Annotated in this window: 25 protein-coding genes and 1 pseudogene; 9 read left to right on the top strand and 17 right to left on the bottom strand. The window is 69.7% G+C overall.

From position 1 onward, the window contains the following. The first annotated feature begins 84 nt into the window (after window positions 1–84). The gene (locus MPPM_RS10070) at window positions 85–672 is read left to right on the top strand and encodes a hypothetical protein (protein WP_096484941.1); all 588 of its coding nucleotides are present in this window, start codon (window positions 85–87) and stop codon (window positions 670–672) included. Here the strand turns inward: MPPM_RS10070 and MPPM_RS10065 are convergent. The 6 genes and pseudogenes from MPPM_RS10065 to MPPM_RS10040 form a co-directional block, all read right to left on the bottom strand. Further along, entirely contained in the window at window positions 662–1,996 is a 1,335-nt protein-coding gene (locus MPPM_RS10065) for a hypothetical protein (RefSeq protein WP_096484940.1), read from the bottom strand. The two genes, MPPM_RS10070 and MPPM_RS10065, sit on opposite strands and share 11 nt — an antisense overlap. Next, window positions 1,996–2,649: a hypothetical protein gene (locus tag MPPM_RS10060; RefSeq protein WP_096484939.1), complete on the bottom strand. Its 654-nt coding sequence runs from the start codon at window positions 2,647–2,649 to the stop codon at window positions 1,996–1,998. The genes MPPM_RS10065 and MPPM_RS10060 overlap by 1 nt, the downstream gene beginning before the upstream one ends. Beyond that, on the bottom strand, window positions 2,642–4,054 hold the full coding sequence (locus MPPM_RS28870; RefSeq protein WP_096484938.1) for a hypothetical protein: 1,413 nt from the start codon (window positions 4,052–4,054) through the stop codon (window positions 2,642–2,644). The genes MPPM_RS10060 and MPPM_RS28870 overlap by 8 nt, the downstream gene beginning before the upstream one ends. Window positions 4,055–4,622: 568 nt before the next feature. Continuing rightward, window positions 4,623–4,808 (bottom strand): annotated as a pseudogene (locus tag MPPM_RS28865) (ParB/Srx family N-terminal domain-containing protein); the annotation flags it as partial. A gap of 190 nt (window positions 4,809–4,998) precedes the next feature. Continuing rightward, window positions 4,999–5,196, bottom strand: a complete 198-nt coding sequence (locus tag MPPM_RS10045; protein WP_096484937.1) for a hypothetical protein — start codon at window positions 5,194–5,196, stop codon at window positions 4,999–5,001. Between the two features lie 159 nt (window positions 5,197–5,355). After that, window positions 5,356–5,721: a hypothetical protein gene (locus MPPM_RS10040; RefSeq protein ID WP_096484936.1), complete on the bottom strand. Its 366-nt coding sequence runs from the start codon at window positions 5,719–5,721 to the stop codon at window positions 5,356–5,358. A 401-nt stretch (window positions 5,722–6,122) separates the two neighbouring features. Between MPPM_RS10040 and MPPM_RS10035 the strand changes: the two genes are divergently transcribed. Beyond that, window positions 6,123–8,138 carry a hypothetical protein gene (locus tag MPPM_RS10035; RefSeq protein WP_096484935.1) on the top strand — a complete coding sequence of 672 codons (2,016 nt, stop codon included), beginning with the start codon at window positions 6,123–6,125 and terminating at the stop codon, window positions 8,136–8,138. 947 nt (window positions 8,139–9,085) lie between these two features. Here the strand turns inward: MPPM_RS10035 and MPPM_RS27955 are convergent. After that, the gene (locus MPPM_RS27955) at window positions 9,086–9,496 is read right to left on the bottom strand and encodes a hypothetical protein (RefSeq protein ID WP_157914161.1); all 411 of its coding nucleotides are present in this window, start codon (window positions 9,494–9,496) and stop codon (window positions 9,086–9,088) included. A 379-nt stretch (window positions 9,497–9,875) separates the two neighbouring features. Between MPPM_RS27955 and MPPM_RS10030 the strand changes: the two genes are divergently transcribed. Further along, window positions 9,876–10,058: a hypothetical protein gene (locus MPPM_RS10030; protein WP_096484934.1), complete on the top strand. Its 183-nt coding sequence runs from the start codon at window positions 9,876–9,878 to the stop codon at window positions 10,056–10,058. Then, window positions 10,055–10,249: a hypothetical protein gene (locus tag MPPM_RS10025; RefSeq protein WP_096484933.1), complete on the top strand. Its 195-nt coding sequence runs from the start codon at window positions 10,055–10,057 to the stop codon at window positions 10,247–10,249. The genes MPPM_RS10030 and MPPM_RS10025 overlap by 4 nt, the downstream gene beginning before the upstream one ends. A gap of 357 nt (window positions 10,250–10,606) precedes the next feature. Here MPPM_RS10025 and MPPM_RS10020 read toward each other — a convergent pair whose 3' ends face one another. After that, on the bottom strand, window positions 10,607–11,194 hold the full coding sequence (locus MPPM_RS10020; protein ID WP_096484932.1) for a hypothetical protein: 588 nt from the start codon (window positions 11,192–11,194) through the stop codon (window positions 10,607–10,609). A gap of 283 nt (window positions 11,195–11,477) precedes the next feature. Beyond that, on the bottom strand, window positions 11,478–12,152 hold the full coding sequence (locus tag MPPM_RS10015) for a Crp/Fnr family transcriptional regulator (protein WP_096484931.1): 675 nt from the start codon (window positions 12,150–12,152) through the stop codon (window positions 11,478–11,480). 185 nt (window positions 12,153–12,337) lie between these two features. Here MPPM_RS10015 and MPPM_RS10010 point away from each other — a divergent pair, with 185 nt between their 5' ends. The 3 genes from MPPM_RS10010 (at window position 12,338) to MPPM_RS10000 (ending at window position 15,654) form a co-directional block, all read left to right on the top strand. After that, on the top strand, window positions 12,338–13,138 hold the full coding sequence (locus MPPM_RS10010) for a pentapeptide repeat-containing protein (RefSeq protein ID WP_091950948.1): 801 nt from the start codon (window positions 12,338–12,340) through the stop codon (window positions 13,136–13,138). A 277-nt stretch (window positions 13,139–13,415) separates the two neighbouring features. Continuing rightward, window positions 13,416–14,498 carry a YeiH family protein gene (locus MPPM_RS10005; protein WP_091950946.1) on the top strand — a complete coding sequence of 361 codons (1,083 nt, stop codon included), beginning with the start codon at window positions 13,416–13,418 and terminating at the stop codon, window positions 14,496–14,498. Between the two features lie 64 nt (window positions 14,499–14,562). Then, window positions 14,563–15,654: a molybdopterin-dependent oxidoreductase gene (locus MPPM_RS10000; protein ID WP_091950944.1), complete on the top strand. Its 1,092-nt coding sequence runs from the start codon at window positions 14,563–14,565 to the stop codon at window positions 15,652–15,654. Window positions 15,655–15,668: 14 nt separating this feature from the next. Here the strand turns inward: MPPM_RS10000 and MPPM_RS09995 are convergent, their stop codons facing one another. The 3 genes from MPPM_RS09995 to MPPM_RS09985 all read right to left on the bottom strand — a co-directional run bounded on the left by MPPM_RS09995 (window position 15,669) and on the right by MPPM_RS09985 (window position 17,918). Beyond that, window positions 15,669–16,553 (bottom strand): LysR substrate-binding domain-containing protein, encoded by an 885-nt coding sequence (locus MPPM_RS09995; RefSeq protein WP_091950942.1) that lies wholly within the window; start codon window positions 16,551–16,553, stop codon window positions 15,669–15,671. 61 nt (window positions 16,554–16,614) lie between these two features. Continuing rightward, window positions 16,615–17,412, bottom strand: a complete 798-nt coding sequence (locus tag MPPM_RS09990; RefSeq protein WP_091950940.1) for an anti-sigma factor family protein — start codon at window positions 17,410–17,412, stop codon at window positions 16,615–16,617. Beyond that, the gene (locus tag MPPM_RS09985) at window positions 17,409–17,918 is read right to left on the bottom strand and encodes a sigma-70 family RNA polymerase sigma factor (protein ID WP_091950938.1); all 510 of its coding nucleotides are present in this window, start codon (window positions 17,916–17,918) and stop codon (window positions 17,409–17,411) included. The genes MPPM_RS09990 and MPPM_RS09985 overlap by 4 nt, the downstream gene beginning before the upstream one ends. 197 nt (window positions 17,919–18,115) lie before the next feature. Here MPPM_RS09985 and copM point away from each other — a divergent pair, with 197 nt between their 5' ends. Both copM and MPPM_RS09975 read left to right on the top strand, forming a co-directional pair. Further along, a complete protein-coding gene (gene copM / locus MPPM_RS09980; RefSeq protein WP_091950935.1) occupies window positions 18,116–18,514 on the top strand; it encodes a CopM family metallochaperone in 399 nt (132 codons plus the stop codon). Between the two features lie 49 nt (window positions 18,515–18,563). Next, a complete protein-coding gene (locus MPPM_RS09975; RefSeq protein ID WP_091950973.1) occupies window positions 18,564–20,003 on the top strand; it encodes a YncE family protein in 1,440 nt (479 codons plus the stop codon). Window positions 20,004–20,052: 49 nt separating this feature from the next. Here MPPM_RS09975 and sorB read toward each other — a convergent pair whose 3' ends face one another. From sorB to MPPM_RS09950, 5 genes are all read right to left on the bottom strand, one after another. Beyond that, the gene (gene sorB, locus MPPM_RS09970) at window positions 20,053–20,373 is read right to left on the bottom strand and encodes a SorB family sulfite dehydrogenase c-type cytochrome subunit (protein ID WP_173807901.1); all 321 of its coding nucleotides are present in this window, start codon (window positions 20,371–20,373) and stop codon (window positions 20,053–20,055) included. 13 nt (window positions 20,374–20,386) lie between these two features. After that, window positions 20,387–21,598 (bottom strand): SorA family sulfite dehydrogenase catalytic subunit, encoded by a 1,212-nt coding sequence (gene sorA / locus MPPM_RS09965; RefSeq protein ID WP_096484929.1) that lies wholly within the window; start codon window positions 21,596–21,598, stop codon window positions 20,387–20,389. 123 nt (window positions 21,599–21,721) lie between these two features. Beyond that, window positions 21,722–22,438 carry an anti-sigma factor family protein gene (locus MPPM_RS09960; protein ID WP_091950929.1) on the bottom strand — a complete coding sequence of 239 codons (717 nt, stop codon included), beginning with the start codon at window positions 22,436–22,438 and terminating at the stop codon, window positions 21,722–21,724. Next, window positions 22,438–22,926 (bottom strand): RNA polymerase sigma factor, encoded by a 489-nt coding sequence (locus tag MPPM_RS09955; RefSeq protein ID WP_091950927.1) that lies wholly within the window; start codon window positions 22,924–22,926, stop codon window positions 22,438–22,440. The genes MPPM_RS09960 and MPPM_RS09955 overlap by 1 nt, the downstream gene beginning before the upstream one ends. Window positions 22,927–23,292: 366 nt before the next feature. After that, the gene (locus MPPM_RS09950; RefSeq protein WP_096483481.1) at window positions 23,293–24,741 is read right to left on the bottom strand and encodes an IS1182 family transposase; all 1,449 of its coding nucleotides are present in this window, start codon (window positions 24,739–24,741) and stop codon (window positions 23,293–23,295) included. Window positions 24,742–24,876 lie beyond the last annotated feature (135 nt).

The following is a 24,876-nucleotide window of genomic DNA, read 5'->3' as shown; positions in this document are numbered from 1 at the left end:
TGCTGAAAACCACTCCCGGGGGGTGACTGTTTTCGGACGCTCGGTGTGTTGGCCGTCTCACGGGCCGGGGCGAACTTCCCGCTTATGGCCTCCACCCGCCTCAAGATTGACGTCTCCGCCCTACGCCGGGCCGGCATCACCCGGGCGAAGGAACTCCGCAGCGCCCTCGACGAGGCCGTGCTCTACCTCGCCGCCTCTGCCCGGAAACGGCTGCGCGAGGTCGCGGTCCAGGTCCTCGACCGGCCCATGGAGTTCACGGTCGACGCCTTCAAGTACAGGCCCGTCCCCGGCGACGCCCCGGCCGCCCTCGTCTACGTCCTGCCCACCGCGGCGCGCTACCTCGCCCGGCAGGTGTTCGGCGGCGAGCGCGAGCCCGGCGATTACGGGACGGTGTCCCGAGGGATCCTGGTGCCGGGCCGCGACGCCGTCCTCGACGAATTCGGCAACATGCCCCGGTCGCAGGTCTCCGAGGCGGAGGCCGAGGGCGCGCGCTGGACCCCGACGCGGGGGAGCGCGCAGGTGCTGATCCTGCCGGGACGGGACCGGCCGAGGATCATCGCGGCCGCCGAGGACGTCGCGGTCTACGAACCCCGGCTCCCCTTCTACGACGTCGTCGAGGAGGTCGTGCGCGAGCGAGGGCCCGGGGCCCTGCAGCACGTCCTCAGACGATGAAGAGCGGCGTGGCCGCGCGCAGGTCGGCCCAGTCCGGCACGCCGAGGACCGGCGCCGTATTGTCGGACGCGCTGCGGAAGGTGGTGACCGCCCGCCAGGTCGCGCCCGCGTCGAACGAGATCATCGCCGCCGTCGAGTTCGCGGTGTAGGCGAGGAGCGCGCCGAGGTGCGGGATGCCGATCAGGCCGCCGCCCCCGCCCGACGGCGGGGGCCCGTCCACGAGCGTCGTGCCGTCGAGCGAGACGCTCCGGAAGCGCGCGGCCAGCGTCGCACCGGTGGCCGGATCGGCGACGCCCGGTCCCCGGAACAGCCCGACGGCGCCGGGCAGGAGCGCGCTCGCCAGGAGGCTGTACTGGCCGACGAAGACGTCCCTGCCCGACCCCCATTGCTGCGCCCGGGAAGTGTAGAGCCCGTTCGCGACCGAGCAGGGCACGGCGTCGCGCCGCGAGTAGAAGACGGAGAGCGGCACGAAGCTGGCGCCGGTGAGGTCGGCCCGGACGATCCCGTACCAGGACGCCCTCACCATCGAGACAAGGGCGGAGCCGTCCTCCAACATCTCGACGTCGATCTCGTCCACGTCGACCGTCGCGGACGTCGCGACGAAGCTCTGCCGGCCGAAGGCGCGGGTCACGTCCCCGAGGACGACCCGCACCCAGAACACCGTGTTGGCCCGGTCGAGCACGCGCGGGACCCCGGTGAACGGCAGGGCCTGGAGCCCGCCGGGCGCGACGCGGGCGAGCGCGGTCGCGCCGGCCGAGTTGACCGCGTAGGCGATGCGGAGGCGGGTCACGTTGGCGCTGGTCTCGTAGCTCCAGGGCGTGGTGCCGGGCTGCGTGCCGTTGGCCTGCTGGATCTGCGCGACCCAGCCGTCGCCGGTGCCGTAGGTGAAGCTCGCCGTGCTGAAGCCTGACTGCCCGGGGATCGCGCCCGAGGATGCCCCGGTCGCGAGGTTGCGGATGAGGAAGCTGCCGCCCGACCCCGTGTACAGGGCGTCCGCGGCCGCGTTGACGGAGTGGAGCTGGTAGCCCGTCACGAACGGCGGATAGGCGTAGTCGGCCACCGGCGCCGCGGCGAGCCCGGTCGAGCCGACGTTCCAGATCCCGACCCGGCCGGCGGCGGTGAGCGCCGCGACCTGGGCGCCGGACGAGACCGAGGTCACGAGGTCGTTGAAGGCCGACGCGCGCACCCGGAAGAAGTTCAGCCGGTCGAGGGCGGCGTCGTAGGTCATCCGGTAGAAGCGTCCGGCCGGGGTCACGTACTGACCGGCCGTGCGCGCGGGCGCCTGCAACGCCGGCGGGTTCAGCATGAGCGGCCGGGTCAGCATCAGGCGTAGCCCCGGCCGGCGAGGTAGCCGAACGTCCCGACCCCGGGGATGACGACGAGGACGTAGCTGTCCCAGCCGTCGGCGGCCGCCGCGGCGAGGAGCGACGGCTTGCTCCCGTCCCCGGCCGGGTCGAGCACGTCCTTGCTCCACTTCACCCCAGACCACGACGCGACCGCGCCCTTCGGCCGGTAGAGCCAGAGCTTCAGCCCGAGGAGGAACTGCGGGCTCGGCGCGAGGGCGTCGAGGTCGGGCGGGGCGTCCGGCGCGCCGACGGCGACCGTGACGTTGCCGGAGGCTTTCACGACGAAGTTGGTCGCCTCATTGGGATCGAGGGTCACCGTGTCGCCGACGGCGGCCGTGCCGAGGTGGCTGTAGCTCTCCCGGTAGGCCAACATCTCGGCCCGGGTCTGGGGGCGCCAGGCGAAGTCGTTCGGCCGCCCGCGCATCGCCGGCCCCTCCGCCCCGAGCTCGACGGCCGAGGACGAGGAGCCGCTCTCCAGGCGCGAGGACGAGGCGCCGTCGCCGGTCGAGACGATCGGCGGCGCCGACCCCTCCTTCAGGTCCGGCACGAGTGGGGCGCGGCCGGCGTCCCGCTCCGATCCCTCCAGGACGTTGCGGACCAGCGTGGCGAAGGCGGCGTCGAGGTCAGACATCGTCGGGGCTCGGCGGGTTGCACTGGCGGGGGCCGTGCCAGGCCGAGACCGCGAGCGGGATGAAGTCCTGGAGACCGGCCTGGCCGCCGATCTGGTTCATGGCGAGGATGATCCTGGTCGGGACCTTGCGCAGGACCTGCTTCGGGTCGTTGGCGCTGGCGTCGTCGCGGCCGGGGACGTTCCCCCGGAAGTCGTGGGCCTGCACGTAGGCGAGCTGGTCGGCGACGCCGTTCTCCAGGTAGGCCTCGCCCCCCGGCACCGGGCCGGGCGTGGGCGGGAACCCGGCGAACGCCGCGATCGCCACCCGATCCCAGGCCTCGCCGGTGTAGCCGACGGTCAGGTCCCCCGGCTCGCCCGGCTCGCCGGTGCCGTCGCAGCTCGCGATCCGGATCGTGGCCTTGGGGTAGCTCCCCGCCGCGGCGCTGTCCTTGATCGTGAGCGAGACGACCTTGCCCTCGGCCCAGCCGCCCGGCAGGTCGACGTCGTCCGCCTCGATGCGGGCCCGCCATGCCGTCGAGAACCCCGAGGCGACGATGTCCTCGAAGGGGACCGACCACTCGTAAGTGTTGCGCCGCTGCGCGAGGGCGATCGGCTTCGCCGCCTTCAGGACGAGCGTGTAGAGCGCGTTGATCCCGGCCGGCGTGCGCCAGAACGTGGCGCCCCCCGGGCCGCCGACGTAGCTCTGGTCGGCGAGCGCCAGGCTCCAGCGCCCGGCCTGCACGTCGGCCGCGAACGAGCCCGACGAGACGTGGTCCTTCGCCGCCTGCCAGCAGTTCCAGCCGAACCGGCGCACGTCCCCCGGCGCGTAGTGCGTCACCGGCAGCCACGGCGTCGAGACCTGGTCGATCGAGGGGTCCTCGGTCCGGACGTCCAGGCTCTTGATCGGCGCGTCGGGATCCGTGCACGCGGCGTTGAGCAGGAGGAAGGAGACGATCTCCTCGCGCTTGATCCGGGCGACGTAGGCGAGGACGAGCTCGACGTCGAAGTAGGTGACGTCGAGGTTGATCGCGAAGGGCGCCTTGGGGTCGGGCTTCGGCTCGCCCTCCTTGCGGACGTAGACGAACTTGCCCTTCGAGCCGTAGACCGGCCCGACCGAGGCCGGCTGCGGCCCTTCCGCGAACCGCTTCGGGTCGACCTTGGTCACCACCCGCTTCACGACCGTGTAGCCGGAGCCGCCGGCGATCGTGCTCCCGACCTGCGGGATCCCGCGCTCCAGCTCGTCCGGGGTCAGGGTCGCGATCCGGCCGGAGGCGATCACCACGCTCGGGTTGAAGCCCCCGAACAGGGAGTTCGGATCCGAGGCCGGGCCGACGTTGAGCTCGGGGAAGAGGTTGCGGATCGCGGCCGAGAGGTCGAGCAGGCCCTGGAGGAGCTGCAGCCAGGAGGCGGTCGCGGTGACCTGCATGCCGCGCAGGGGCTGCCCGGTCTCGCCGATGGCGATGCCGCCGCCGTCCTCCCAGCCGATCCAATCGTCGGGCCGGAAGGTGCGCGAGGGCAGCCCCTCGCCGAGGAGCTCGGGCGTCGAGTAGGCCCCGGTGACCCGGTCGAAATGCCCGATGCGCCGGTGCCCGTCGAGGATCTCGGTCGGGTCGCTCTGCCGCCGGGGCGAGACGAAGATCGGGTGGAAGCCGATGAACTGGCGCAGGACCGAGAGGCCCTGGTCGCGCAGATCCTTCCAGTTCGAGAGGAGCCCGGCGTCGAAGTTGAGGGTGCTCCTCGCCGACGAGGATCTCGCGCACCTCCTCCTTCTCCGGCTCGGGGGCGAGGAGCTCGCCGAGCTCCTTCAGCTCCGCCTCGCTGAAGCCGAGGCCGGTGAGGTCGAGGTCGAGGTCGCCGGCGTCGATCGAGGCCTGCAGCGACTGCAGCTCCTCGGCCAGCACCTTCTCGTCCCAGCCGGCGTTCAGCGCGATCCGGTTGTCGGCCAGCACCAGCGCGGCGCGCTCCTGCTCGGACAGGCCGGTGACCCGGATGCACGGGACGCGGTCGAGGCCGAGCCGGCGCGCCGCGGCCATGCGCCCGTGGCCGGCGATGATGACGCCGTCGTCGTCCGCGAGGATCGGGTTGGTGAAGCCGAAGCGTTGGATCGCGGCCGCGAGCTGCGCGACCTGCTCGTCGGAATGGGTGCGCGCGTTGCGGTCGTAGCCGCGCAGGGTGCGCACCTCGACGATCTCGATCGCTGCGTACCTCAACGGATCGTCGGTGCGCACCTGTAAGTCCCTGAAACTGCACGAGGTACGCGGGGTGCGTACCCAAACCGAACTTGTGTGAGCCGCCGGAGCCTTGACCGCATGACCTGAAGGCCTTGACCCCCCCGGGGAGGGACCCGCCCCCGGGCCTCCCCGGCCCGGATCACGCCTCGACGCGCGCCGGCCGGGACGTCGCCGACGTCTCGCGGCGGGCGCGCAGCATGGCGCGGGGATCCTCGCCCGGATCGAAGCCGACCAAGCGCGCCGTGCCGTGCCTGACGGCCTGCGCGACCGCCTGCGGGACGTGCTCGCCCCTCAGGTCGGAGGGCCGCACGATGACGGGAGTGTTTCGGTAGCCCACGGGGTCGCTCCATCGCCTGCCGGAAGGGGCGCCCGGGCGGATGGTCCATCCCGGGCGCCAAGTCGGTTCCAGCGAGGGGCAGGCTCGGAGGCGGCCGTGCGACGGACAACACACCGCCGGGCCGGGAGCGGACGCGGTCCCTCCCCGGGGACCGGCGGGCTAGCCGACGGTGTCGCGCGAGATGCGGGCGACGAGAGCCGGGACGGTGGCGGCGGGCACATAGCCCCGGCGCTGCAAGGCATGGGCGGCCCGGCGGACGATGCCCTCGACGTGGACGGCGTTGGGATGCGTCCGGCCCCCGGGCCCGCGGGCCCCGGTCAGGGGCGCGTCACGGATCGCGTCGACCAGCGCCCGGTCGAGCTCCCTCGGATCCGGAAGGCCGCTAGCCTTGCGCTCGGCCCGTTCCTTCCGCTTCCGCTCGGCGTCCTCGCGCTTGCGCGCGTCGGCCTCCATCCGCTGCAGGATAGCGAGCTGGCCGGGCGTGCGCTTGCGGGTCAAGGCGGGGGCGAAGGCGGTCTCGGTCATGCCAGGAGTGTCGCTCCCCAGGACGCAAGGATCGAGGTCGGGGCGCTCAGACCTTCACCACCCCTGCCGACGACGTGAAGATCCTCACCACGGGATCGACCCTCGGGGCATGAAGATTTGCACCACCTTCACCCGCCATTCCCAGCGCCATTCCCCTCTACGGAAGGGTCCGGGGCAGGTGTGATTTCGCGCTACAATACTAATCGATGAGACCATCCTCACCCGCACCGGCCGGGCTCCCCGCCCTCTCCGCCCCCCGCCAGGTTCTATAGATTAGTATTAGAGGACCGTCTGAGCCTCCGTCCCGAGCCCGTCCGGAGCCGCCTTCGCAGAGGGGAAGGGGCTTGTTCCTGCCACGCCGGGTGGTACCCTCGGGTGGTGAAAATCTGCAAGCGATAGCCATGGCCGCCTCGACCAAGCCCTCCGCGACCTCCGCCCCGTCCGCCCGCGCCCGGCGAGCGCCCTTCGTCCCGGGCGTGCGCGGCGACCTTGGGCAGGCGACCGCCTCGCCCCAAGCCTTCGCCGCCGTTGCCCCCTCCGTGCCGCGTCCGGTCGCCTACCTCCTCGACCGCCGCCTCTGTGCCATCCCGAGGCTCGGAGCGCGGGACGTGGCGCTGTGGGAGTGGATCGTCTCCTACGCGATCGCGGTGCACCCCGACGGCCTGCCGGCGCAGGTCCACGAGCCGGCGATCCCGGTCCGCCCCGCCCTGGTGGCGATGAGCGGGCGCGGCCGTCCCGTGCAGCCGCGCGAGCTCTCCGACAGCCTCGTGAGGCTCTTCGGGGGCGAGCGGCAGGACCTGGCGATAGGCGACGCGTTCCGCTGCTCGCTGCCTGAGTGGGTGCCGCCGCTGCTGCGGCAGGGGCTCTACGGCTACCTCGACCTCGCCGTCCTCGCCGGCCTCGCGACGAAGAGCGGCGCGCTGCTCTACCGTCATCTCGTCGGCCGCCTCGCCGCCGAGCGGGTCCGCTTCATGCCAGACGCGCGGCCCCACGTGGTGACGATCCCGGTCGCCGAGCTCGGCGAGATCCTCGGCATGCCCGCCCCGATCCGGATGGGGCCGCTCCGGATCCGCTACCTGAAGCCCGCCCTCGCCGACCTCGCCAACCACGTGACGGCCTTCAAGGTAGAGGCCGAGGAGGCCAAGGATGAGCGCGGGCACAACGTCGCCGTGGCGTTCTCGGTGCGCCTGCGCCCGCCGGAAATGCGGACGGCGGCCGCGCGGCTCCTGGACAGGGGTGACCTGTCGTTCCTGCAGGCCCACCCGGATGAGCCCTCCTTCCAGCTGAAGGTGGCGACGCTGGTGAAGCTCGGGTCGGCGATCCCATCCCGGCGGGTGACCCAGCCGAAGGCGGGATCGCGCCGTCGGCCCGAGGCCGCCTTGGCGTCCGAGATGCATGCCTGGCGACGGCTCTGGCTCGCCGCCTTGGACGAGGCGCTCACGGGCACCGCCCTGACGCCGAGCTACGAGACGGGCACCTACCGGGGGCAGAGGCTGCTCGACGCGATCGCACGGGACGGAGCCGACCGGGCGTTCTGGGCCTTCGTCATGGCCGAGGTCGAGACCCCCGACCTGCAGGTCCGGCTCGACGCCTCTGCCAGCCACGAGCCCATCCGGATCCTCGCGGCGGCCGAGAGGGCCAGGATCCTGCGCTTCCGAGCCGCGCGCGCCGAGCGGCGCCGGGCGTTGAGGCATGCGCGGGCCGAGGGCACGCTGCCGCCCGCGACCCCGAAAAACACGATGACCGATTCGCGACCGATGACCGCTCCCACCCCCGTCGTTCCCCCTGTCGCCCCGGCGCCCGCGCCCGCCGCGCCGACGCCTGACGCCGCGCTCGTCGCCCTGCTCGCGACCGACGAGGCGAAGGCCGAGGCCAGGAAGTTGTGGTGGTACTGGCAGCCCGCCTCCGAGTTCCCGCGCCTTCACGCGGCCGCGAAGGCCAAGCTGCTCCTCGACGAGGACCTCGATCGCCAGTTCCCGATCTTCGCCCGAGCGGACGAGGCCATGGGGGGCGAGTACCGCAAGAACCTGCGCTGGCTAGCGGAGAAGTTCGACATGCCCCGGCAACCGCACGAGGACCCCGTCGCCACGAAGGTCCCGCCCTTCGTCGACGCGGACCTGGCCGAGGGCATGGTCACGTTCCTCGGCCTAACCCTGACGGTGCCGGTGCAGAACGGGCTCGCTGCCGACCCGAAGGCCGCCCTCCTGCGCGACCGGGATTTCATCATGCGTCGAGTGCAGAAGATCCGGTCGGAGTGGGAGGAGCGGGCCGCACGGATCGGCGACCGCTTCCAGCGCGGGGTGCCGCGCACGTTCGAGCAGAAGCAGCGCGAGATGTACGGTACGCCGCTGTTCGTGGCCACGGTCAAGGATCGAGACGGGATCTACCGCGCGGCACCCGAGCCGAAGGATGACTAGACGCTGCGGAACCTTGGCCGTGGTCGCGCGTTTGCCTCCTTCGGCCTAGTCCGTCTGGACACTGTCGCTTTTGATGGCACCTTCTCTATCGCGTGGCGCGAAAACAACGATTCGGTCCTTTGCGCCCCGGGGGTCTGCCAGATGTACAGCGTCTCCTCCATCGCGGAGGACATCCTCTACGGCTCGGATAAGCCGGGTATCGGCGTCCGCAAGCGTGCCGTCCGCACCGATTGTGCGGCCAGCTACCTCTCCGAAAAGCAGGTCCTCCTCGACATGTCTCGGGCCCGGATCTGCCGGATGGGCGTCCGATCCGAAGACGTCCATCGATCCCTGGCGACCTGGCGCGCCGGGGGAGCACCGGCGCTTCCTCGAAGGCGACCACGATTGCGATACCAGCCCGAGGCGGGCCTACCAGCTCGCCGAGGCGATCGGGCTGCGCAAGGCTGCCTTCGGGGACGATGATACCGACCTCGTGAAAACGGCGGCCCCTTCGCCCAACCTGCGCACCGCGGCCGTGCCGGCCCGCTGACCCCGGTGTGTTGTCCGTTGCATGGTAGGGCTGCCCGCTTGCCCAACGCTACCCCCCGATGCCGGCGTCGCCTCACCCGTCTCCCGTCGAGCGAGGATGTGCCCGCCAGAGACCGCGTGGGCCACGGCAGCCTCACGCGAGTTGCAGACGCCTTAGCCTTAAAACTGCCCGGGGGCCTGCGCCTGGCTCACCATGGAGCCTGGCCCCCGCATCCTCCTGCAAGGCCGCGGCCGCTACGGCACCCGCGAGACATCGGGTACGGCGAGCAACCTCATCATCCTCCAATGGGCCCGCGGGGTTAGCATTGACTACGACTAGACGGGGCGGGGTCACACGGTCGTTCCGTACAGGCAGACCGCTAGGGGCTTAGGCCGCCCTCTTCTCGGGGCCGGGATGCCGATACCTGGCGCTTGTCACCTCAGGCGAGAAGTTCAGACTCAATGTTGTCGTGGCACCAAATTTTTCCATAAGGGGTGTCAACCTCAAAGTGAAAGAGATCAACTTGGCCGGACCTGTGAAAGTACATCAAATTTTTGTCTTTGAGACGGCCGTTGACTTCGCAAACGATGTAGTCGCGTTTGTCGTAGCCATCCTTAGAGGACCACGGCTTGATGCCGACATACTTTAGTAGCCTACCCTGGTAGTCTTCCTCATGACCGATTAGATCGTCGGATGTCAGGCAAGCTTTTTCGGTCTCTTGCGCGACAGCCGCCTTAGCATCAGCCCAGGCGCGGCGCATCGCACCAGCAAGATGAGCCCGCGCCCCATCGCCGATTGTTGTCGCCGCCTCTCTCGCCAAAGACCACGACCGGCGCATGATCGCGCCCAAGTCATACCGGCTCCGCTTCGACATCACGCAAATCCCAAGTGATCTACAAGTGATGGCGAGCCTGTTGCCAGTTAGTTGAAATGTCCAGGCGGCGAACCATGGTTGTGTTCAAGCAAGCTGGCCTGGTGAAAGCAGAGGATGTGGCATTTGCTAGGGGATGGCTTTTTCATGCGCTCGGGACGGGCGAGGAGCCGCCCGCCAGCCTCAAAGTCGGAGCCGTTGGCGCAACGGGCCAAATAACCTTAAATCCAGTCAGCGAGGCAATATCGCGCTCCTAATGGCCCTCGGTCCAGGTTCGGGCGTGACACAAGGAAGATCGGTTATCCACAAGATCCTCGTGCCTGTAGGCTTGGGCGACCATCCCCCGCCGGAAGGGCTGATGGCCAGGGCAACCGCGGCGATCGAGGTTCTCGCCGTCGACGGTGCCAAAGGCAATGCCGGCAGTGCAGAGTTCGCATGGCTCTACGTCGTCGTGGCGGCGTATGCCGGCATCTCCTACGGCTTCTCCCTGTCGACGAATCGCAAGTTCCTCGGCGTCATCGGAAAATCGCGATTGGCTTGACGGCCAAGCTCTACGGCTTCCTGGATGATGCGGATTACAAGGCGCTCGCCGATGAGCCTCTCGCGAAGGCCGTGACCGCCTACTGGCGCGCGGAGAGCCACACCACCGCGATCGTCGTCGTCATGCTGGTGGTATCTGCCATGGAGGATGGCTGGATCGACCGGAACGCGCTGCGCGACCGGTTGCGATAGCTAAGCCAGAGTACCGGCCAAGCCCTGAGGGTGCGCGTGACGGGCGCAGTTCCGCGTCCTTCGGATCCTATCCGGGCGGGGAAACCCAGCCGAATGCCGGGCGCTCGGGATGACGATGTACTGCGGGCGACTTCGCGGGTGGGGCCCCGGCGAGCCCGCCGGCCGCACGGGCCTGTCGGCTCGCTCGGTTCGTTGCGCTCGCAAGGCGCCTCGTGATCGCGTCGCATCCGAACTATTCCGGGGCCCCCTAGCGTTCCTGGTGGCTGAATGCCGCGAGCTGCGCGCCCGGCTGCAGGGGTCCTTCGACGGCCAACTCGCAACCGCGTGCCGGCAGAACAAGGCTTGGCTGCGCGGCAGCTAGGGCGCGAGGTCACCCAGGGCCTCGACGTCGTCATCGGGAATGGGTCGCTGTCGCGGCCGGCGAGGCGGGACGCCGTTCTCGTCGAGGCCGGCCAGTTGGTTTACGTATAGCGAAAGGGCCCGAACGTCCTCCAGCTCGGGTGGATCGTGGAGCTTGCTGGTGACCCAGGTTCTGTCCCGCGACATGCCGAACCAGTCGCTGGAGTAGGTCGGCACGTGACATCTTCGAGTGAACGAGTGTTCGCCTCGGCTCGGGATTTGCAGCCCCTGCCATGCATTTACGAAGCGCTGCGGCAGCTTGATAATAATTGCCTCCGGGTCACGGTCGCGTTCCAGTCGGACTTCCTTGATCAGGAGGTCGCGTTCCTTCGCGATGATCTCCCGGAAGTGTTGGGCCAGCGGAGCGACCTGGAACAGGGGGAGCCAGGGGAGCGTGTGCCCCTCCAGCATCTCGACAAATAGCTGCCGACCTGGAGGCTTCTCCGGCCTGAGGCGCTGCCTCCTGCGTTCGAGATTCCTCTCATCGAGCTTCCTTTTCAAATCATAGCTGAGGTTGGCGTAGATGACGCGGCGGATGATCGGCATGGCATGTCCTACCGCACCGCGGTTGACGCCTCGTCTATGCCGCGTCGCCCAGCGAGGCCGCCATCTCGTCAAGACTGGGAGCGAACTCCTGACCCATTGCAGACGGTCGGAATGTCCGCTTCCAGGCAGTTCAATGGACCCGGTTCGGCAACTTCTGGCCAGTAGTGGCCTGTCTGCTCTGGGGAGGGCTTGCCAAAAAGAGCAGACAAGGCCCTACCGAACCAACCCAGTCGTAAAGCTCGATTGGCGTCGGCCTCAAAAATGGACACCAGCACGCCGCCAGTCACCGCCGCCCGGCGGCCTCCAAGCGGGTCCGGTCAACAATCTCGACCGCGCCTCGACGAAGTTCGATCAGGCCCGCCTCGGCCCATTGTGCCAGAATGCGGCTCACCACCTCGCGCACGCTTCCGACATCGTCCGCGAGCTTTTGATGGGTCACCGCGGCGACGCCCCGCGGATCGGCTTCAGCGAGGAGGCGTTGCGCGAGGCGCTGCTTTAGCGGTGCGAACGCGACCTCGTCGATCAGCGTGAACAGGCCGGACATCAATCGCGTGTAGTCATCCATGACGAATCTGCGGAACGCCGCGCTGTCGCCGATCAGGTGCTGGAACGTGCCGACCGGCAGGGCCGCGAGTTCGGTCCGCTCCTCGGCCACGCTCTGCGCCGGAAAGGTGCCGCCGGACAGGAGACACTGAGTGGTGAGGGGGCAGGTGCCGCCCGGGCCAACCTTGTAGATCAGCACCTCGCGTCCGCCCTCCGACATCCGGAAGATCCGCGTGCGTCCCTCCAGGCACATCAGGTAGTTGGCACACTCGCCATTTAGTTCGTAGGCGATGGCGCCTGCATCCAGCACCGGGAAATGCACGGTTCCCCGAGCGATCTGAAGATGCGCCGGGCTGAGAGCTTGAAGAAGCGGAAACCGGTCGATCCACCCCTCGACCTTTTGGGCATCCGTCATGGCTGGCGTGGTCCCCCGGCCATGACGACGGGTTGATCGTCCGGCGCGCGTTGCGTTTTCCTCCCGCCGCGCCGGATTTGTGTGACCTGGGTCACCGACCGGGTGCAGCGGCCCGGCATAGCATCGCGACACAACGAACACGATAAGGGTGCCCGCCATGCGTGGCGCCCGCCGGGAGTAAACCGATGCGCCGCTTAGCCCTCAGCTTCATGCTCGCCGTCTTCGCTGCCGGCCCCGCCGCGGCCGAACAAGATCTGCTGCTCGGAGCCGACATGTCCTCGCCTGCCATGACGAAGGCCGAGATGAGCCGCGCCGACGTAGAGGCGATGATCCAGGCCGCGGACGGTAAGCCCATCGACCTGCACGACAAGGCGCTGTCGGGCCTCGATCTCTCCGGGTTGAATCTCCGGGGCGTCAACTTACGAACTGCGCGCCTGAACAAGGCCAATCTACGCGGCGCCGACCTCAGCGGCGCAAACCTCGAACAGGCATGGCTCCTGAAGGCAGACCTTTCCGGGGCCAAGCTCGCGGACGCGAAAATGTTCGGCATCACTGCGCGGGAGGCCAACCTCAGCGGGGCCGACCTCAGCCGGTCCATGCCCATCGGCGATTTCAAGGGCGCCAACATGAGCAGCGCCACGCTGGTCGATCTCAAGGGCGGAGCCAACATCAAGAATCAGTCCATGGGTCTGATGCGGGCGGTGTTCACCTCGGTGAACCTGTCGGGCGCGAACCTCAAGGGAGCCAACCTCGGCCGGTCACGCCTGGAGTATGCGAATCTTAAGGATGCCGATCTCACTGGCGTGGTGCTGATGGGCTCAGACTTGTCCGGGGCCAATTTGACCGGTGCTACGGTCACGGGCGCGGACTTCAAGAACGTCGATGTCAGCGGCGCTCGTCTCATCGACCTCCAAGGTCAGTCCGAGGCCAAGGACTGGGCGGAGAGGGTGAACATCGACCGTGCCGTCACTCAGGCATCCGATTGATCCGCCCGTTCACCAACCTGACGGCCCGCCTCTGACCTCAACGGTTTCTGTCTCAAGAAACCTAGTCAGCGGTAATCTACAACGTTCCCTGATATCAGCGAAGCCGCAAACTCGGGTTGCCCAATCGACAAGACTGGCTTCAAGCCAAAGCACGACGTTCGTCGTCCCCAGCCAAATCATCGCATCGCGTGATCAAAATGATCGATACGTTCCGTTGGATCGAACGAATGGACGCGGTCATGGTCGTGGCAGATCCAGTCCGCGAGGTGCACGCACCATGCCCGCAGCAGCCTTTCTCCGATCACGCGCGCTTGCTCTGTCTTCCATCCTGCCCGGCCTGAGCCTTTGCCTCGCGGTGACGGGCGCCGCCCTCGGGCTGGAGATGGTCGAGAAGCATATCTTCGGCCGTGCGTGGCTGGAGGCTCTGGTCCTCTCCATCGTGCTGGGCACGGCCGTCCGCACGGCCTGGAACCCTGGTCGGCGCTTCGCTCGCGGTATCGCGTTCGGCGCCAAGACCGTCCTGGAAATCGCCGTCGTCCTGCTCGGCGCCTCGCTCAGCCTCGGGACGCTGCTCGCGGCCGGGCCGGGGCTCCTCGTCGGCATCGCGGTGGTGGTGGCCCTCGCCATTGCGGCGAGCTACGGCATCGGCCGAGTTCTCGGGTTGACCCCGCGCCTGGCCATCCTCGTCGCCTGCGGCAACTCGATCTGTGGAAACTCGGCGATCGCGGCGGCGGCCCCGGTGATCGACGCGGACGGCGAGGACGTCGCCTCTTCCATCGCCTTCACCGCCGTGCTCGGCGTTCTCGTCGTTCTCGGGTTGCCGCTGCTCGTGCCGCTGCTCGGACTCTCACCGATGCAGTACGGTGTGCTCGCGGGGCTCACGGTCTACGCCGTGCCGCAGGTTCTCGCCGCAACCGCCCCGGTGGCCGCCCTCAGCGTCCAAGTCGGCACCCTGGTCAAGCTGGTCCGCGTGCTGATGCTTGGGCCAGTGGTCCTGGCTCTCTCGCTCGGGATTAGCTGGCTGCGCGCGGGGACGGGCGTGACCGTACCGCACCGCACGGCCGGCGAGCGCCCCGCCTCGGGCCGGATGCCGCTGCACCGGCTGGTGCCGTGGTTCATCCTCGCCTTCCTGGCCTTGACGGGTCTTCGCTCCGCGGAGCTCGTTCCCGAAGCGGCTTTGCACCCCATGGCCGCGGCGGCGAACGCGCTGACCATCGTGTCGATGGCGGCCCTCGGCCTCGGCGTCGACGTGCGCAGCGTCGCCAAGGCGGGACCACGCGTCACCCTGGCGGTAGTCGCTTCGCTCGCCGCCCTGACGGCCGTGAGCCTCGGGCTGATCCGCCTGCTCGGCATCGCCTGAAATAGGCCTGCCACCCGGCGCGTATGAGCGCGTTGGAGTCCGACCTTCTGCGATAGAGACACCCATGTCGAGCTTGACCGAGCGTATGGCGCGCCTGATCGTTCATGGGGAGCGCCCCTACAATGCCGAGCCACCGCTGACCCGCCTGCGGGCCCGTTACCGGACCCCTGCGGAAGACTTCTACGTCCGCTCCCACGGCGACCTGCCGGAGATCGACGCCGCCGCATGGCGCCTGTCCGTCGATGGCGCGCATGTCGGTCCCCTCGATCTGTCGCTGGCGGATCTGCGCGCGCGTTTTCCCGAGGCGACCGTCACGGCCACGATGCAGTGCGCCGGCAACCGCCGCGCCGATATGCGGGCGGTCGCCCCAGTCTCGGGCGATCCTTGGGACGGCGGCGCCATCGGGACGGCGGACTGGACCGGCGTCCGCCTCGGCGACGTCCTGCGTGCGGCGGGCGTAGCGCCAGGAGCGAACCTCCACTCGGACCTCCATGTGGCCTTCGAGAGCCAAGATGTGGTGGAGGGACGGCCCTACGGCGTCTCGATCCCGCTCGCCAAGGCGGTCGCCGGCGAGACACTGCTGGCCTTCGCGATGAACGGGGCATCGCTGTTGCCCGAGCACGGCTTCCCCGTGCGGGCCGTCGTGCCGGGCTTCGCGGGCGTGCGCAGCCCGAAATGGCTGAAGCGCATCACGGTGCAGGACCATCCCTCGACCAACCCGATGCAAGCCGACGACTACAAGCTGTTCCCGCCGGACGTGACGGCCGAGACCGCCAATCCCGCGAAAGGCCACACCATCGAAACGATGCCGCTCAACGCCGCGATCTGCGAGCCCGCGCGCGGAGCCCGGCTCAAGGCGGGCGAGACCACCATTCGCGGGTACGCCATCGCGGGAGATCGGGCGATCGTGCGCGTCGATGTCTCGGGCGATGGCGGTCGGTCCTGGCATCAAGCTACGCTGGAACACGAGGCCGGCGCTCCCTTCGCCTGGACGTTCTGGGAGATCGTGCTGGACCTTCCGTCCGGCGAGCGCGACCTCGTGGTGCGCGCCTGGGACAGCGCCGGGCAGACCCAGCCGGCGCGGCCGGACGAGACGTGGAACTTCAAGGGCTACCTCAGCGCCTCCTGGCACCGTGTGTGGGTCGAGGTCGCTTGAAGGGCCGCCCCCCGTCAGGGGGCGGCACGGATCAGGTCGAGCAAGGCGTCGGCGGCGCGACTGCGGTAGCGCTCCTTGTGGCGCAGGACCCGGAAGGTTCGCGTCGGCAGAGCGAAGGGCACGGCGACGAGCGCTCCGGTTCGCAGAGAGGGTCCGACCACCGCTTCGGATAGAACGCTCGCCCCGGCCCCCGCCACGACGGCGGCGAGGACAGCCTCGTTCGACGGCAGTTCGAGGGCAACCGTGAGTGCGTCCGGTGCGATGCCCAGCGCGACGATCGCCGCCTCGAAGGCGGAGCGCGTGCCCGATCCGGGTTCGCGCAGCACCCAGGAGACTGAAGCGAGGTCGGATCGTCCCGACCGCGCGCGTGCGGCCAACGGGTGATCAGGCGCGATGACGAGGATCAGCCGGTCCTCGGCGACCGGAGTGCTCGCGAGGCTGCCGTCCTCGATCGGGCCCTCCACGAAGGCGAGTTCCGCCGTCCCGGCTCGGACCGCCTCGGCGGCTTCGGCGGTGTTGCCGATGCCGAGCCGCAGGACGATGTCGGGATAGGCCGCCCGAAAGGCGACGAGGTGCCGGGGGAGCCAGTGGCTGGCGATGGTCTGGCTCGCCTGGATGGACAGCGTGCCGCGCCGCAAGCCGCTGAGGTCCGCGAGCACCTGTTCGGCCGCCTGGGCGCGGGCGAGCACCGCGCGAGCCTCGCTGAGAAAGACGCCGCCCGCTTCGGTCAGTTCGATGCCCCGGCCGACCCGGTGGAACAACTTGACGGCGTGCCGAGTCTCCAGTGCGCTGATGGCGGCGCTGACCGCCGACTGGACGAGGTTCAGCGCCTCGGCCGCCCGCGTGACGTGCTGGCGCTCGGCAACCGCCACGAAGATGCGCAACTGGTCGAGGGTCATGGCGTCTCGTGCTCGGCGGGGGCCTTGGCCGGCGTGGTCCGGCAGGGTTCGGATACGAGCATCACCGCGCGACTTCGCGCTTGCCCGAGACCTGCGCATCGACCGCCTCGGCGACCCGGAGCAGCCGCGCCTCGTCCGTGCGGGCCGTCACCACGTAGGACATCCCGGCATCGATCCACGAGAAGGCGGCCACGTCGTCGGCGCGGGCGTAGCGGAACACGCCGCGCCCGCCGGTCGGCCCGGCCCGGCTGTACAGGGTCAGGCGGGTGCCCCGGTCGTCGTCGTACATCAGCATCGCCGCCGGCTCGTCTCCGGCGGGGAGCAGGCGCCCGCCCATGAGCCGGAATCCCTGCGCCCGCAGGTCCGGCACGGTGACGGGCCGGCCCAGGCGCGCGCTGAGCCATCGCACGAGGTCGGTCGAGCCGTCGGCGCGGACCTCGACCGGATGGGCGGCCTCGACCACGTAGGTGCGGAAGGCGGAGACGGCCGCCTGCGTCATCGGTTCGGCGTGGGCGCCCGGGCCCGGCACGGCGCCGCGCCCGGCCCACCCGGCCGCGCCGCCGAGGGCGAGCAGGAGCGCCGCCGCCGCCGCGCTCGGCCACCGACGCGGGAGGCGCATCCGGCGCGAGCCTGCGAGGTTCGCGATGCGCAGGCGGGCGGGGATCGGCTCGTCCGCCACGGGCGCGAGGCGCGCCCGCAGGCGTTCCCGCACCTCCCGGTCGGCGGCGACCCGGGCGGCTGCCTCCGGATGCGCGGCGAGCCACGCCTCGACGCGGGCGCGGCGGCCCGGATCGAGCCGTCCGTCCACAAAGGCGTGCAGGTCGTCCTCGCCGACGGGACGCGGGTCGGACGCGGTCATTTCACCCTCCGCAGATGCCCGGTGACGATCGTGGGAGCCCGGTCGAGGAAGGCGCGCAACCGGCCGCGCGCCCGGCTGAGGCGCGACATCACCGTGCCGACGGGGATCGCGAGCACGGCGGCGACCTCGGCATAGGACATGTCCTCGACCGCGACGAGGAGCAGGACGGACCGCTGCTCCTCGGGAAGCGCGGCGATCCCGTCGAGCACGTCCCGCGCGCCCACGGCCGCCTCGGGATCGACCCCGACCTCCGCGATCTCCATCAGCGCCTCCGGGCCGACCTCGATGCCCCGGCGGCGGCGCACGCCTTCGAGGTAGCGGTTGCGCAGGATCGCGAACAGCCACGCCCGCAGATCGCCCTCGCGGCGCTGCGGCCAGGCGCGGATCGCCCGTTCCAGCGTGTCCTGGACGAGGTCGTCGGCTGCTTCGCGCTGCCGCAGCAGCGCGGTCGCGTAGCGCCGCAGGGCCGGAATCTGCGGTTCGATCAGGACGGCGAGGTCGTCCAAGGGTGGTCTCCGGATCGCGGCTACGGCGATGCCCGTGCCGCCGTTCGGAACAGAGATGCCGGAATTGCCCGAACTATTCCAAGCTTGGCCCCGGCGAGCCGATCACGCATCCGTGACCGCTTGACCGGGAGCGCCGGGGAATATCCCGGCCCGGCCGGCATCTCTCCCCGCGTGACCTCGACACTGCGGGAGAGACCATGCGCGGAGCACCGACGGCGATCCTCATCACCTTGTTCATGGCCGGGGGTGTCCTGGGCGGCGGCATGATGATGCGCGCCGGGCATGCGGAGACCGCCCCCGGCGGCTTCGATGCGATGATGGCCCAATCGATGGCGCGGATGCACGCGGACATGGCGGTGTCGCCGTCCGGCGACCCCGACCGGGATTTCGCCGCCATGATGATCCCGCACCATCAGGGCGCGATCGAGATGGCGAAGGCCGAACTCGCATACGGCCGCGACCCGGTCCTGCGTCGGCTCGCGCAGGGCATCGTCGTCGAGCAGGCGCAGGAGATCGAGGTCATGCGCCGCGCCCTCGCCGAGCGACCGGTCGCGCAGACCCCACCGACGCAGCCGCCGGCCCGCCACCACCACTGAGCGGATCGCCGTCCCCCGTCCCGACCATCAGCGCGAAGAGACCTTCATGATGCGACACCTCATTCCGGCGACCCTGCTGCTCGCCCTCCTCGGCGGGACCGCGCTTGCGGGCCAGGCGCCGGGGCCCGCCTCGGCGCCGGACGTGCCGGTCGGCCCCCGCGACCGGTTCTACACCTCGGACCAGTTCTCCAACACGGTCTCGGTGATCGACCCAGCCGCCAATACGCTCCTAGGCGTGATCCGTCTCGGCGACACGACGCCCGCGAACCTGAGCCCGCTCTATCGCGGCCAGCTCCTGGTCCACGGCATGGGCTTCTCGCCCGACCGCAAGACCCTGCTCGCCGTCTCGATCGGCTCGAACTCGGTCAGCTTCATCGACACCGCCACCAACACTGTGCGCCGCACAACCTATGTCGGCCGCTCGCCGCACGAGGCGTTCTTCACGCCGGATGGGCGCGAGGTCTGGGTCAGCGTGCGCGGCGAGGACTACGTCGCGATCCTCGACGCGGGGACCGGCAAGGAGACGGGCCGGATCACGGTGCCAAACGGGCCCGGCATGACGATCTTCTCGCCCGACGGGCGTTACGGCTACGTCTGCTCCAGCTTCAGCCCCGAGACGGTCGCCATCGACGTGAAGAGCCGCGAGATCGTCGGGCGGATCAAGCAGGAGAGCCCGTTCTGCCCCGACATCGCGGCGACGCCCGACGGCAAGCAGGTGTGGTTCACCCTCAAGGACGTCGGCCGCGTCCAGGTGTTCGAGGCCACGCCGCCGTTCAAGGCGCTCAAGACCATCGAGACCGGACCGATCACCAACCACGTCAACATCGCGCGCACGAAGGCCGGGCAGTTCGCCTACGTGACGATCGGCGGCCTGAACCAAGTGAAGGTGTTCCGCACCGACGACTTCTCGCAGGTCGCGACGATTCCCACCGGCGCGCTCCCGCACGGCCTCTGGCCCTCGGGCGATGGTTCGCGGATCTATGTCGGCCTGGAGAATGCCGACGCGGTCGCGGTGATCGACACCGGCAGCAACGCGGTGATCGCCACCATCCCGATCGGCCAGGGGCCGCAGGGGGTGGCCTACGTCCCGGACGCGGTGTCGGAGGGAGCGGGTGCGCCGAACCTCCAGCCGCTGGGCGCGGCGGGCCAGTCGAGCACGCTGACGCTGGCCGGGCCGGATGGCAAGGCGGCCACGCAGGTCACGCTGTTCGACCAGGGCGTGTTGCAGACCCTGCAGGCGGCGGTGACGGGCCTCACGCCGAAGAAGCCCTACGTGCTGGCCCTCTCGGCCGATCCGAAGGGCGCCGGGCCGCTGGAGCCGCTGGCCGCCTTCATGACGAACCCGGCGGGCGCGGCCATCGTCAACGCCGTGGGCCCGATCCGGCAGGTGACGCAGAACGCGAACGAGGCCGCGCGGCGAAGCCTCGTCATCGTCGAGGGCAAGCCCGGCGAGACCGGCGCGACGGTCCAGACGCAGGCACCGCGCTGACGGGACGAGGGGGGCGGTCGCCGGACCGCCCCCTGTTTCCAGCCGCGCCTCAGTAGGTGTCGGCGAGGTAGGCGGCGATGGCCTTGGCCTGCGCCGCGTCGATCGGCGCGTGGTAGACCTTGACCATCTTGGTCACCTCGGACTCCCAGAAGGCCGCGCCTTTGCCGGGCGGCTGCATCGCGATGTAGTCCACCGAATGGCAGACGAGGCAGTTCGCCTGGGCCGCCTCGAAGCCCTCCGCGTGCGTGCCGGCCTTCGGCGCCCGCAGCTCCGCGGTCGGCTCCGGCACCGCGTAGGATTTCGGGGCGGCGAGGGCCGCGCCGGTGGCGAAGGCAAGCGCCGCCGTCAGGGCGAGGGTGGTGCGGGTCATCGTCGTCACTCCCTCAGGCCGCGCGCACGCGGGTGGTCTCGACCACGTTGCGCAGGTACCCGGCCGGGTTCCAGCGCGGCTCCATCGGCTGGCTCGCCCCGTCGTTGGCGGTTGCCCGCACCCGGATCGCGTGCGCCCCCTGCGACAGCTCCGCGTCGAGGGTCCAGGGCCGGAAGGCGTAGGGGCCGAGATCCTGCCCGAGCCGCGCTTCCGCCCAGGTCTTGCCGTTGTCGGTCGAGACCGCCACCGACTTGATTCCCGAGCCACCATCGAAGGCGATGCCGCGCAAGGGCGTGCGCCCGGCCTTCACGTCCGCCCCGTCGGTCAGGTTGGTGAGAAAGGAGCGCACGGTGAAGCGGTTGATCGGCACGGTCTTGTCCGCCGCCTTGCCGGGTTGCGTGCAGGCGCAGTCGTTGTCGGGGATGCGATAGGCCTTCTGCATCCAGAAGCCGTCGAAGGATTTGTCGAGCACGCTGATGCTCTCCAGGTGCTTGACCCAGTAGGTGCCGTAGAATCCTGGCACGACGAGGCGCAGGGGATAGCCGTTGAGCCAGGGCAGATCCTGCCCGTTCATGCCCCAGGCGAGCATCACCTGCCCGTCGCGGGCGTGGTCGAGCTTGAGCGACTTGGCGAAGTCCGGCGTCTCCGGGATCACCGGGCCGTCAAGGCCGGTGAAGGCGACCTCGACGGCGCCCGCCTTCACCCCGGCCTTGTCGAGCACCGCCTTCAGCGGCACGCCGGTCCATCGGGCGCAGCCCATCGCCCCGTTGGCGAGCTGCCCGCCGGCCATGCGCGGTTCGAAGAAGCCGCGAGAGTTGCCCGAGCACTGATTGACCGCGACGATCTCGGTCGTCGGCATCGCCTTCAGGTCGGCGAGCGAGAGCGAGACCTCCTTCTCGACATGGCCCTTGATCGCGACCCGGTAGGTCTCGGGGTCGATCTCGGTCGGGATGTCGGCGAGGTGGTAGCGCACGAAGAACGCGTCGTTGGGCGTGATGGCGCCCTCGTCGAACACCGAGAACGGGGTCTCCAGTTGCGGCGGGCGCGCGGTCATCTGGAGCAGCGGGCGCTTGCCCGGATAGGCCACCAGGGGCCGCTCGCCGTTGCCGAAGGGCAGCGTGGTGGTGTCGCCCGCGAGTGCCCGCAACGACGCGAAGCTGCCGCCGCCGAGGCCCGCCAGGGCGGTGAGACCCGCCCGCCTGATGAGATCGCGTCTGTCGAGCATCCGATTCCTCCCCGGTTTCGCGCGTGACTCCGGCGACCGGGCCCGCGACGTGCGGAGGAGGAGACGCACGTCGCCCCCGGTCTATTCGCGGCGGGTCGAAATAAATTCCGCGGCCCGCGCCGGTCAGCCGGTGCAGGGGCGTTCAGAGAGGCCGGTGGCCCGGTCCAGGGCGAGCCGCAGGCGGTCCGTCTTGGTCGGTTCGGTGAGGAGCACGGCCGCCTCGGCCAGCAGGGCGAAGCGCTCGGCCGGCACCGTCTCGGACAGGAGGACGTAGCGGCGCCCCTTGCTGTCCCAGCGCGCCACACGCAGGTCGCGGTCCCCTTGCGCGATCTCGAGTCCGGCCTGCCCGCGCGACGGCCTGCTCCAGACGGCGAGCCGGCAGCCGTGACGCCCCTCGTAACCGGCAAGCCGGCCAGCCGAACCGTCACCCTCGGACAGGTAGACCAAGCGGAAGCCCGCCGCCCCGAGATCGAGGGGGAAGCCGTTCAGGCCGCCCGCGGGCTGCATGGCGTTCGCGGGTGCGCCCGCCGCACTCCAGGCCATGAAGGCCGCGCGCGCGGCGTCGGCCGGCGGGCGAGACGACGGGGCCAGCCAGCCGGTGCCGACGAGGACGACCAGGGCCGCGGCGCACGCCCATCCGAGGGAGGCGCGGGCCATCGGCGCGCGCGGGGGCGGCACGACCGCAGCCTTCACCTCCCGTTTCACCCCCTGCTTCAGCCGGGTCAGGGTCGCGACCCGCGCGGCCAGGACCGGATCGCGGGCCAGCGTCTCCGCGACCGCGCGCCGGTCCTTCGCATCAAGTTCCCCATCGACGTAGGCATTGAGGGTCTCCCAGCGCATCACGGCCCCTCGCTCCCATCGGACGGCTCGGCGATCCGGTGCAGCATGATCCGCCTCGCCCTGTGCAGACGGCTCATGACCGTGCCGACGGGAATGCCGAGCCGTTTGGCGGTCTCCCGGTAGCTCAGGCCTTCGACGTCCACGCAGGTCACGACCTTTCGGCAGGGTGCATCGAGGGTGGCGAAAGCCTGGCGCACGGCGATGGCCTCAATCAGGCGGTCGTCGAACCCTTCGTCGGGCCAATCCACGAGATCGTCCTCGCGGCGGGTCCGGTTCCGGCGGAGCCGATCGATCCAGGCGTGGCGCACGATCCGGAACAGGTAGGCGCGGGCCGCCCGCGGTTCGCTCGGCGTCGTCCCCGTCGAGAGCGCCTTGAGGGCGCTCTGCTGCATCAGGTCGCGCGCGGCGTCGGGCTCCCGCGTCAGCGTCAGCGCGTAGCGGAACAGGCGCGGCCACGCTTCGACGAGGTGCTCACCGATGGACCGCATCCTGATGTGTCATCCTCCCCGCACTCCATAGCACATCGATGCATGTCCACACAGAGTCGCAACGGTCGTCGATGGTTGTGGATGTCGGGAGGCCTTACACCTCTGCAGCGCTACTCGGAGCGTTGCTGTTGCTGAACAATCGATTGCAAGCTCGTATGTCTGCTTTCAGGCATTGTGAGGATGCGGTTTTAAGACCGGGGTGGGCGCGAAGCTGAATGTCCGGTTCCGGGTATCGAGTTGATGTCCGCTCATGGCGCACAGCCGAACAATCGGCGGGCGAACTCCTGACCGAGGCCGTGTGGAAACGCAGATCCCTCGGGATTGGGGCGAGCGCACCGCGTTGCGCCGGAGATCGAGCTGCTGGCCTCAGGTTCGGATGGCCGCCAGCAGCGGGCGGACCCCGAAGATCTGGATCATCCGCTTCATGTTGTAGGCCAGAACTTGCAGGCTCATCTCGGTCCTGACCTTCGCCAAGGTCCGGGTCAGGAAGTGAGTGGCGCCCATCCAGGCCTTCAGCGTACCGAACGGGTGCTCCACGGTCTGGCGACGGATCTTCATCGCGTCCGGCATCCGGTCGAGCCGCTCCTGCATCGCATCAAGCACGCCCTCGTGCACCCAGCGTTTGACACGCCGCGTCTCCGCTGGCGTGCAGCGGGGCTTGAGAGCGCAATCGAGACAGGCCGTCAGGTTGCGGTAGTGATCTATCTCGTCGCCATCGGCCCGACGATCGGACCGGGTAACGCCCTTGGTCAGGTGCTGGCCGGCGGGACAGGTGTAACGGTCATGGCTGGCGTCGTAGACGAAGTCCTGTCCCGTGAAGAGGCCGCGCTTGGCGTGGCCCGAGGTCAGGGTCTTGGGCACGCATGGCAGCACGCCGGTGCCCTCGCAGGCCAGAACCTGTTCCCCGCTGAGGTAGCCCCGGTCGGCCAGCACCGTGAGCGTGGCACACCCCGTCGCCTCCTGAGCCAGGAGCCCCATCGGCGCGAGTTGCGCCCGGTCGCTGCCGACGTTGGTCACGGCGTGGGCCACGATCAGATGGTGCTCGGCATCCACCGCGGCCTGGACGTTGTAGCCGACCATGCCCGTACCCTTGCCGCTGGTCGCCATGGAGCGCGCGTCGGGGTCGGTCAGCGAGACTTGGCCGTCGGGTGCAGCCTCGACCTGCTGCCCTCTCGCCTGGAGGACCTGCATCTGCGCGCGCAGGCCCGCAATCTTCTCCTTGAGCCGTGTCGTGCGCGCCTCGGCGATGTCGCTCGGCTCGCGGTCGGCCCGATCCAGCGCAGCAAGATAACGGCCGATGCTCGTCTCGACCTGCGCCAAGCGCGCCTCGACCTTCGCGGCGGTGAAGTTCTTGTCGCGGTTGTTGACCGCCTTGAACTTGCTGCCGTCGATGGCGACGACGGCCTTGCTGAACAGGTTCAGCCGGCGGCACAACACCACGAACTGCGCGCAGGCGGCCTGGATGGCAGGGCCGTTGTCCTTGCGGAAGTCGGCCAGCGTCTTGAAGTCGGGCATCAGCCGGCCGGTGAGCCAGATCAGTTCGACGTTGCGTTGGCTCTCGCGTTCGAGACGCCGGCTCGACGGGACGCGGTTGAGATAGCCGTAGAGGTAGATCTTGAGCAGCGTCGCTGGATGGTAGGCCGGACGACCCGTGGCCTCCGGTACCGCGCCCGCGAAGCCGAGCCGGCCCAGATCGAGCTCATCGACGAACACTTCGACGAGGCGAACCGGGTTGTCGGCGGTGATGTAGTCGTCCAGACAGTCGGGAAGGAGTGTGATCTGCTGACGATCCTCGCCTGCAATGAAGCGCTTCATCCCGACCTCCCAAGATCGGAAATTACTCTACCAGATCAGCGCGTTTTCACACAGCCTGGACCGAGGCCGTGTGGAAACGCAGATCCCTCGGGATTGGGGCGAGCGCACCGCGTTGCGCCGGAGATCGAGCTGCTG

The organism is Methylorubrum populi, assembly GCF_002355515.1.
GTDB lineage: Bacteria > Pseudomonadota > Alphaproteobacteria > Rhizobiales > Beijerinckiaceae > Methylobacterium > Methylobacterium populi_A.
The sequence above is the reverse complement of the archived record's forward strand: the minus strand, read 5'-3'. Positions and strand labels throughout refer to the sequence as shown.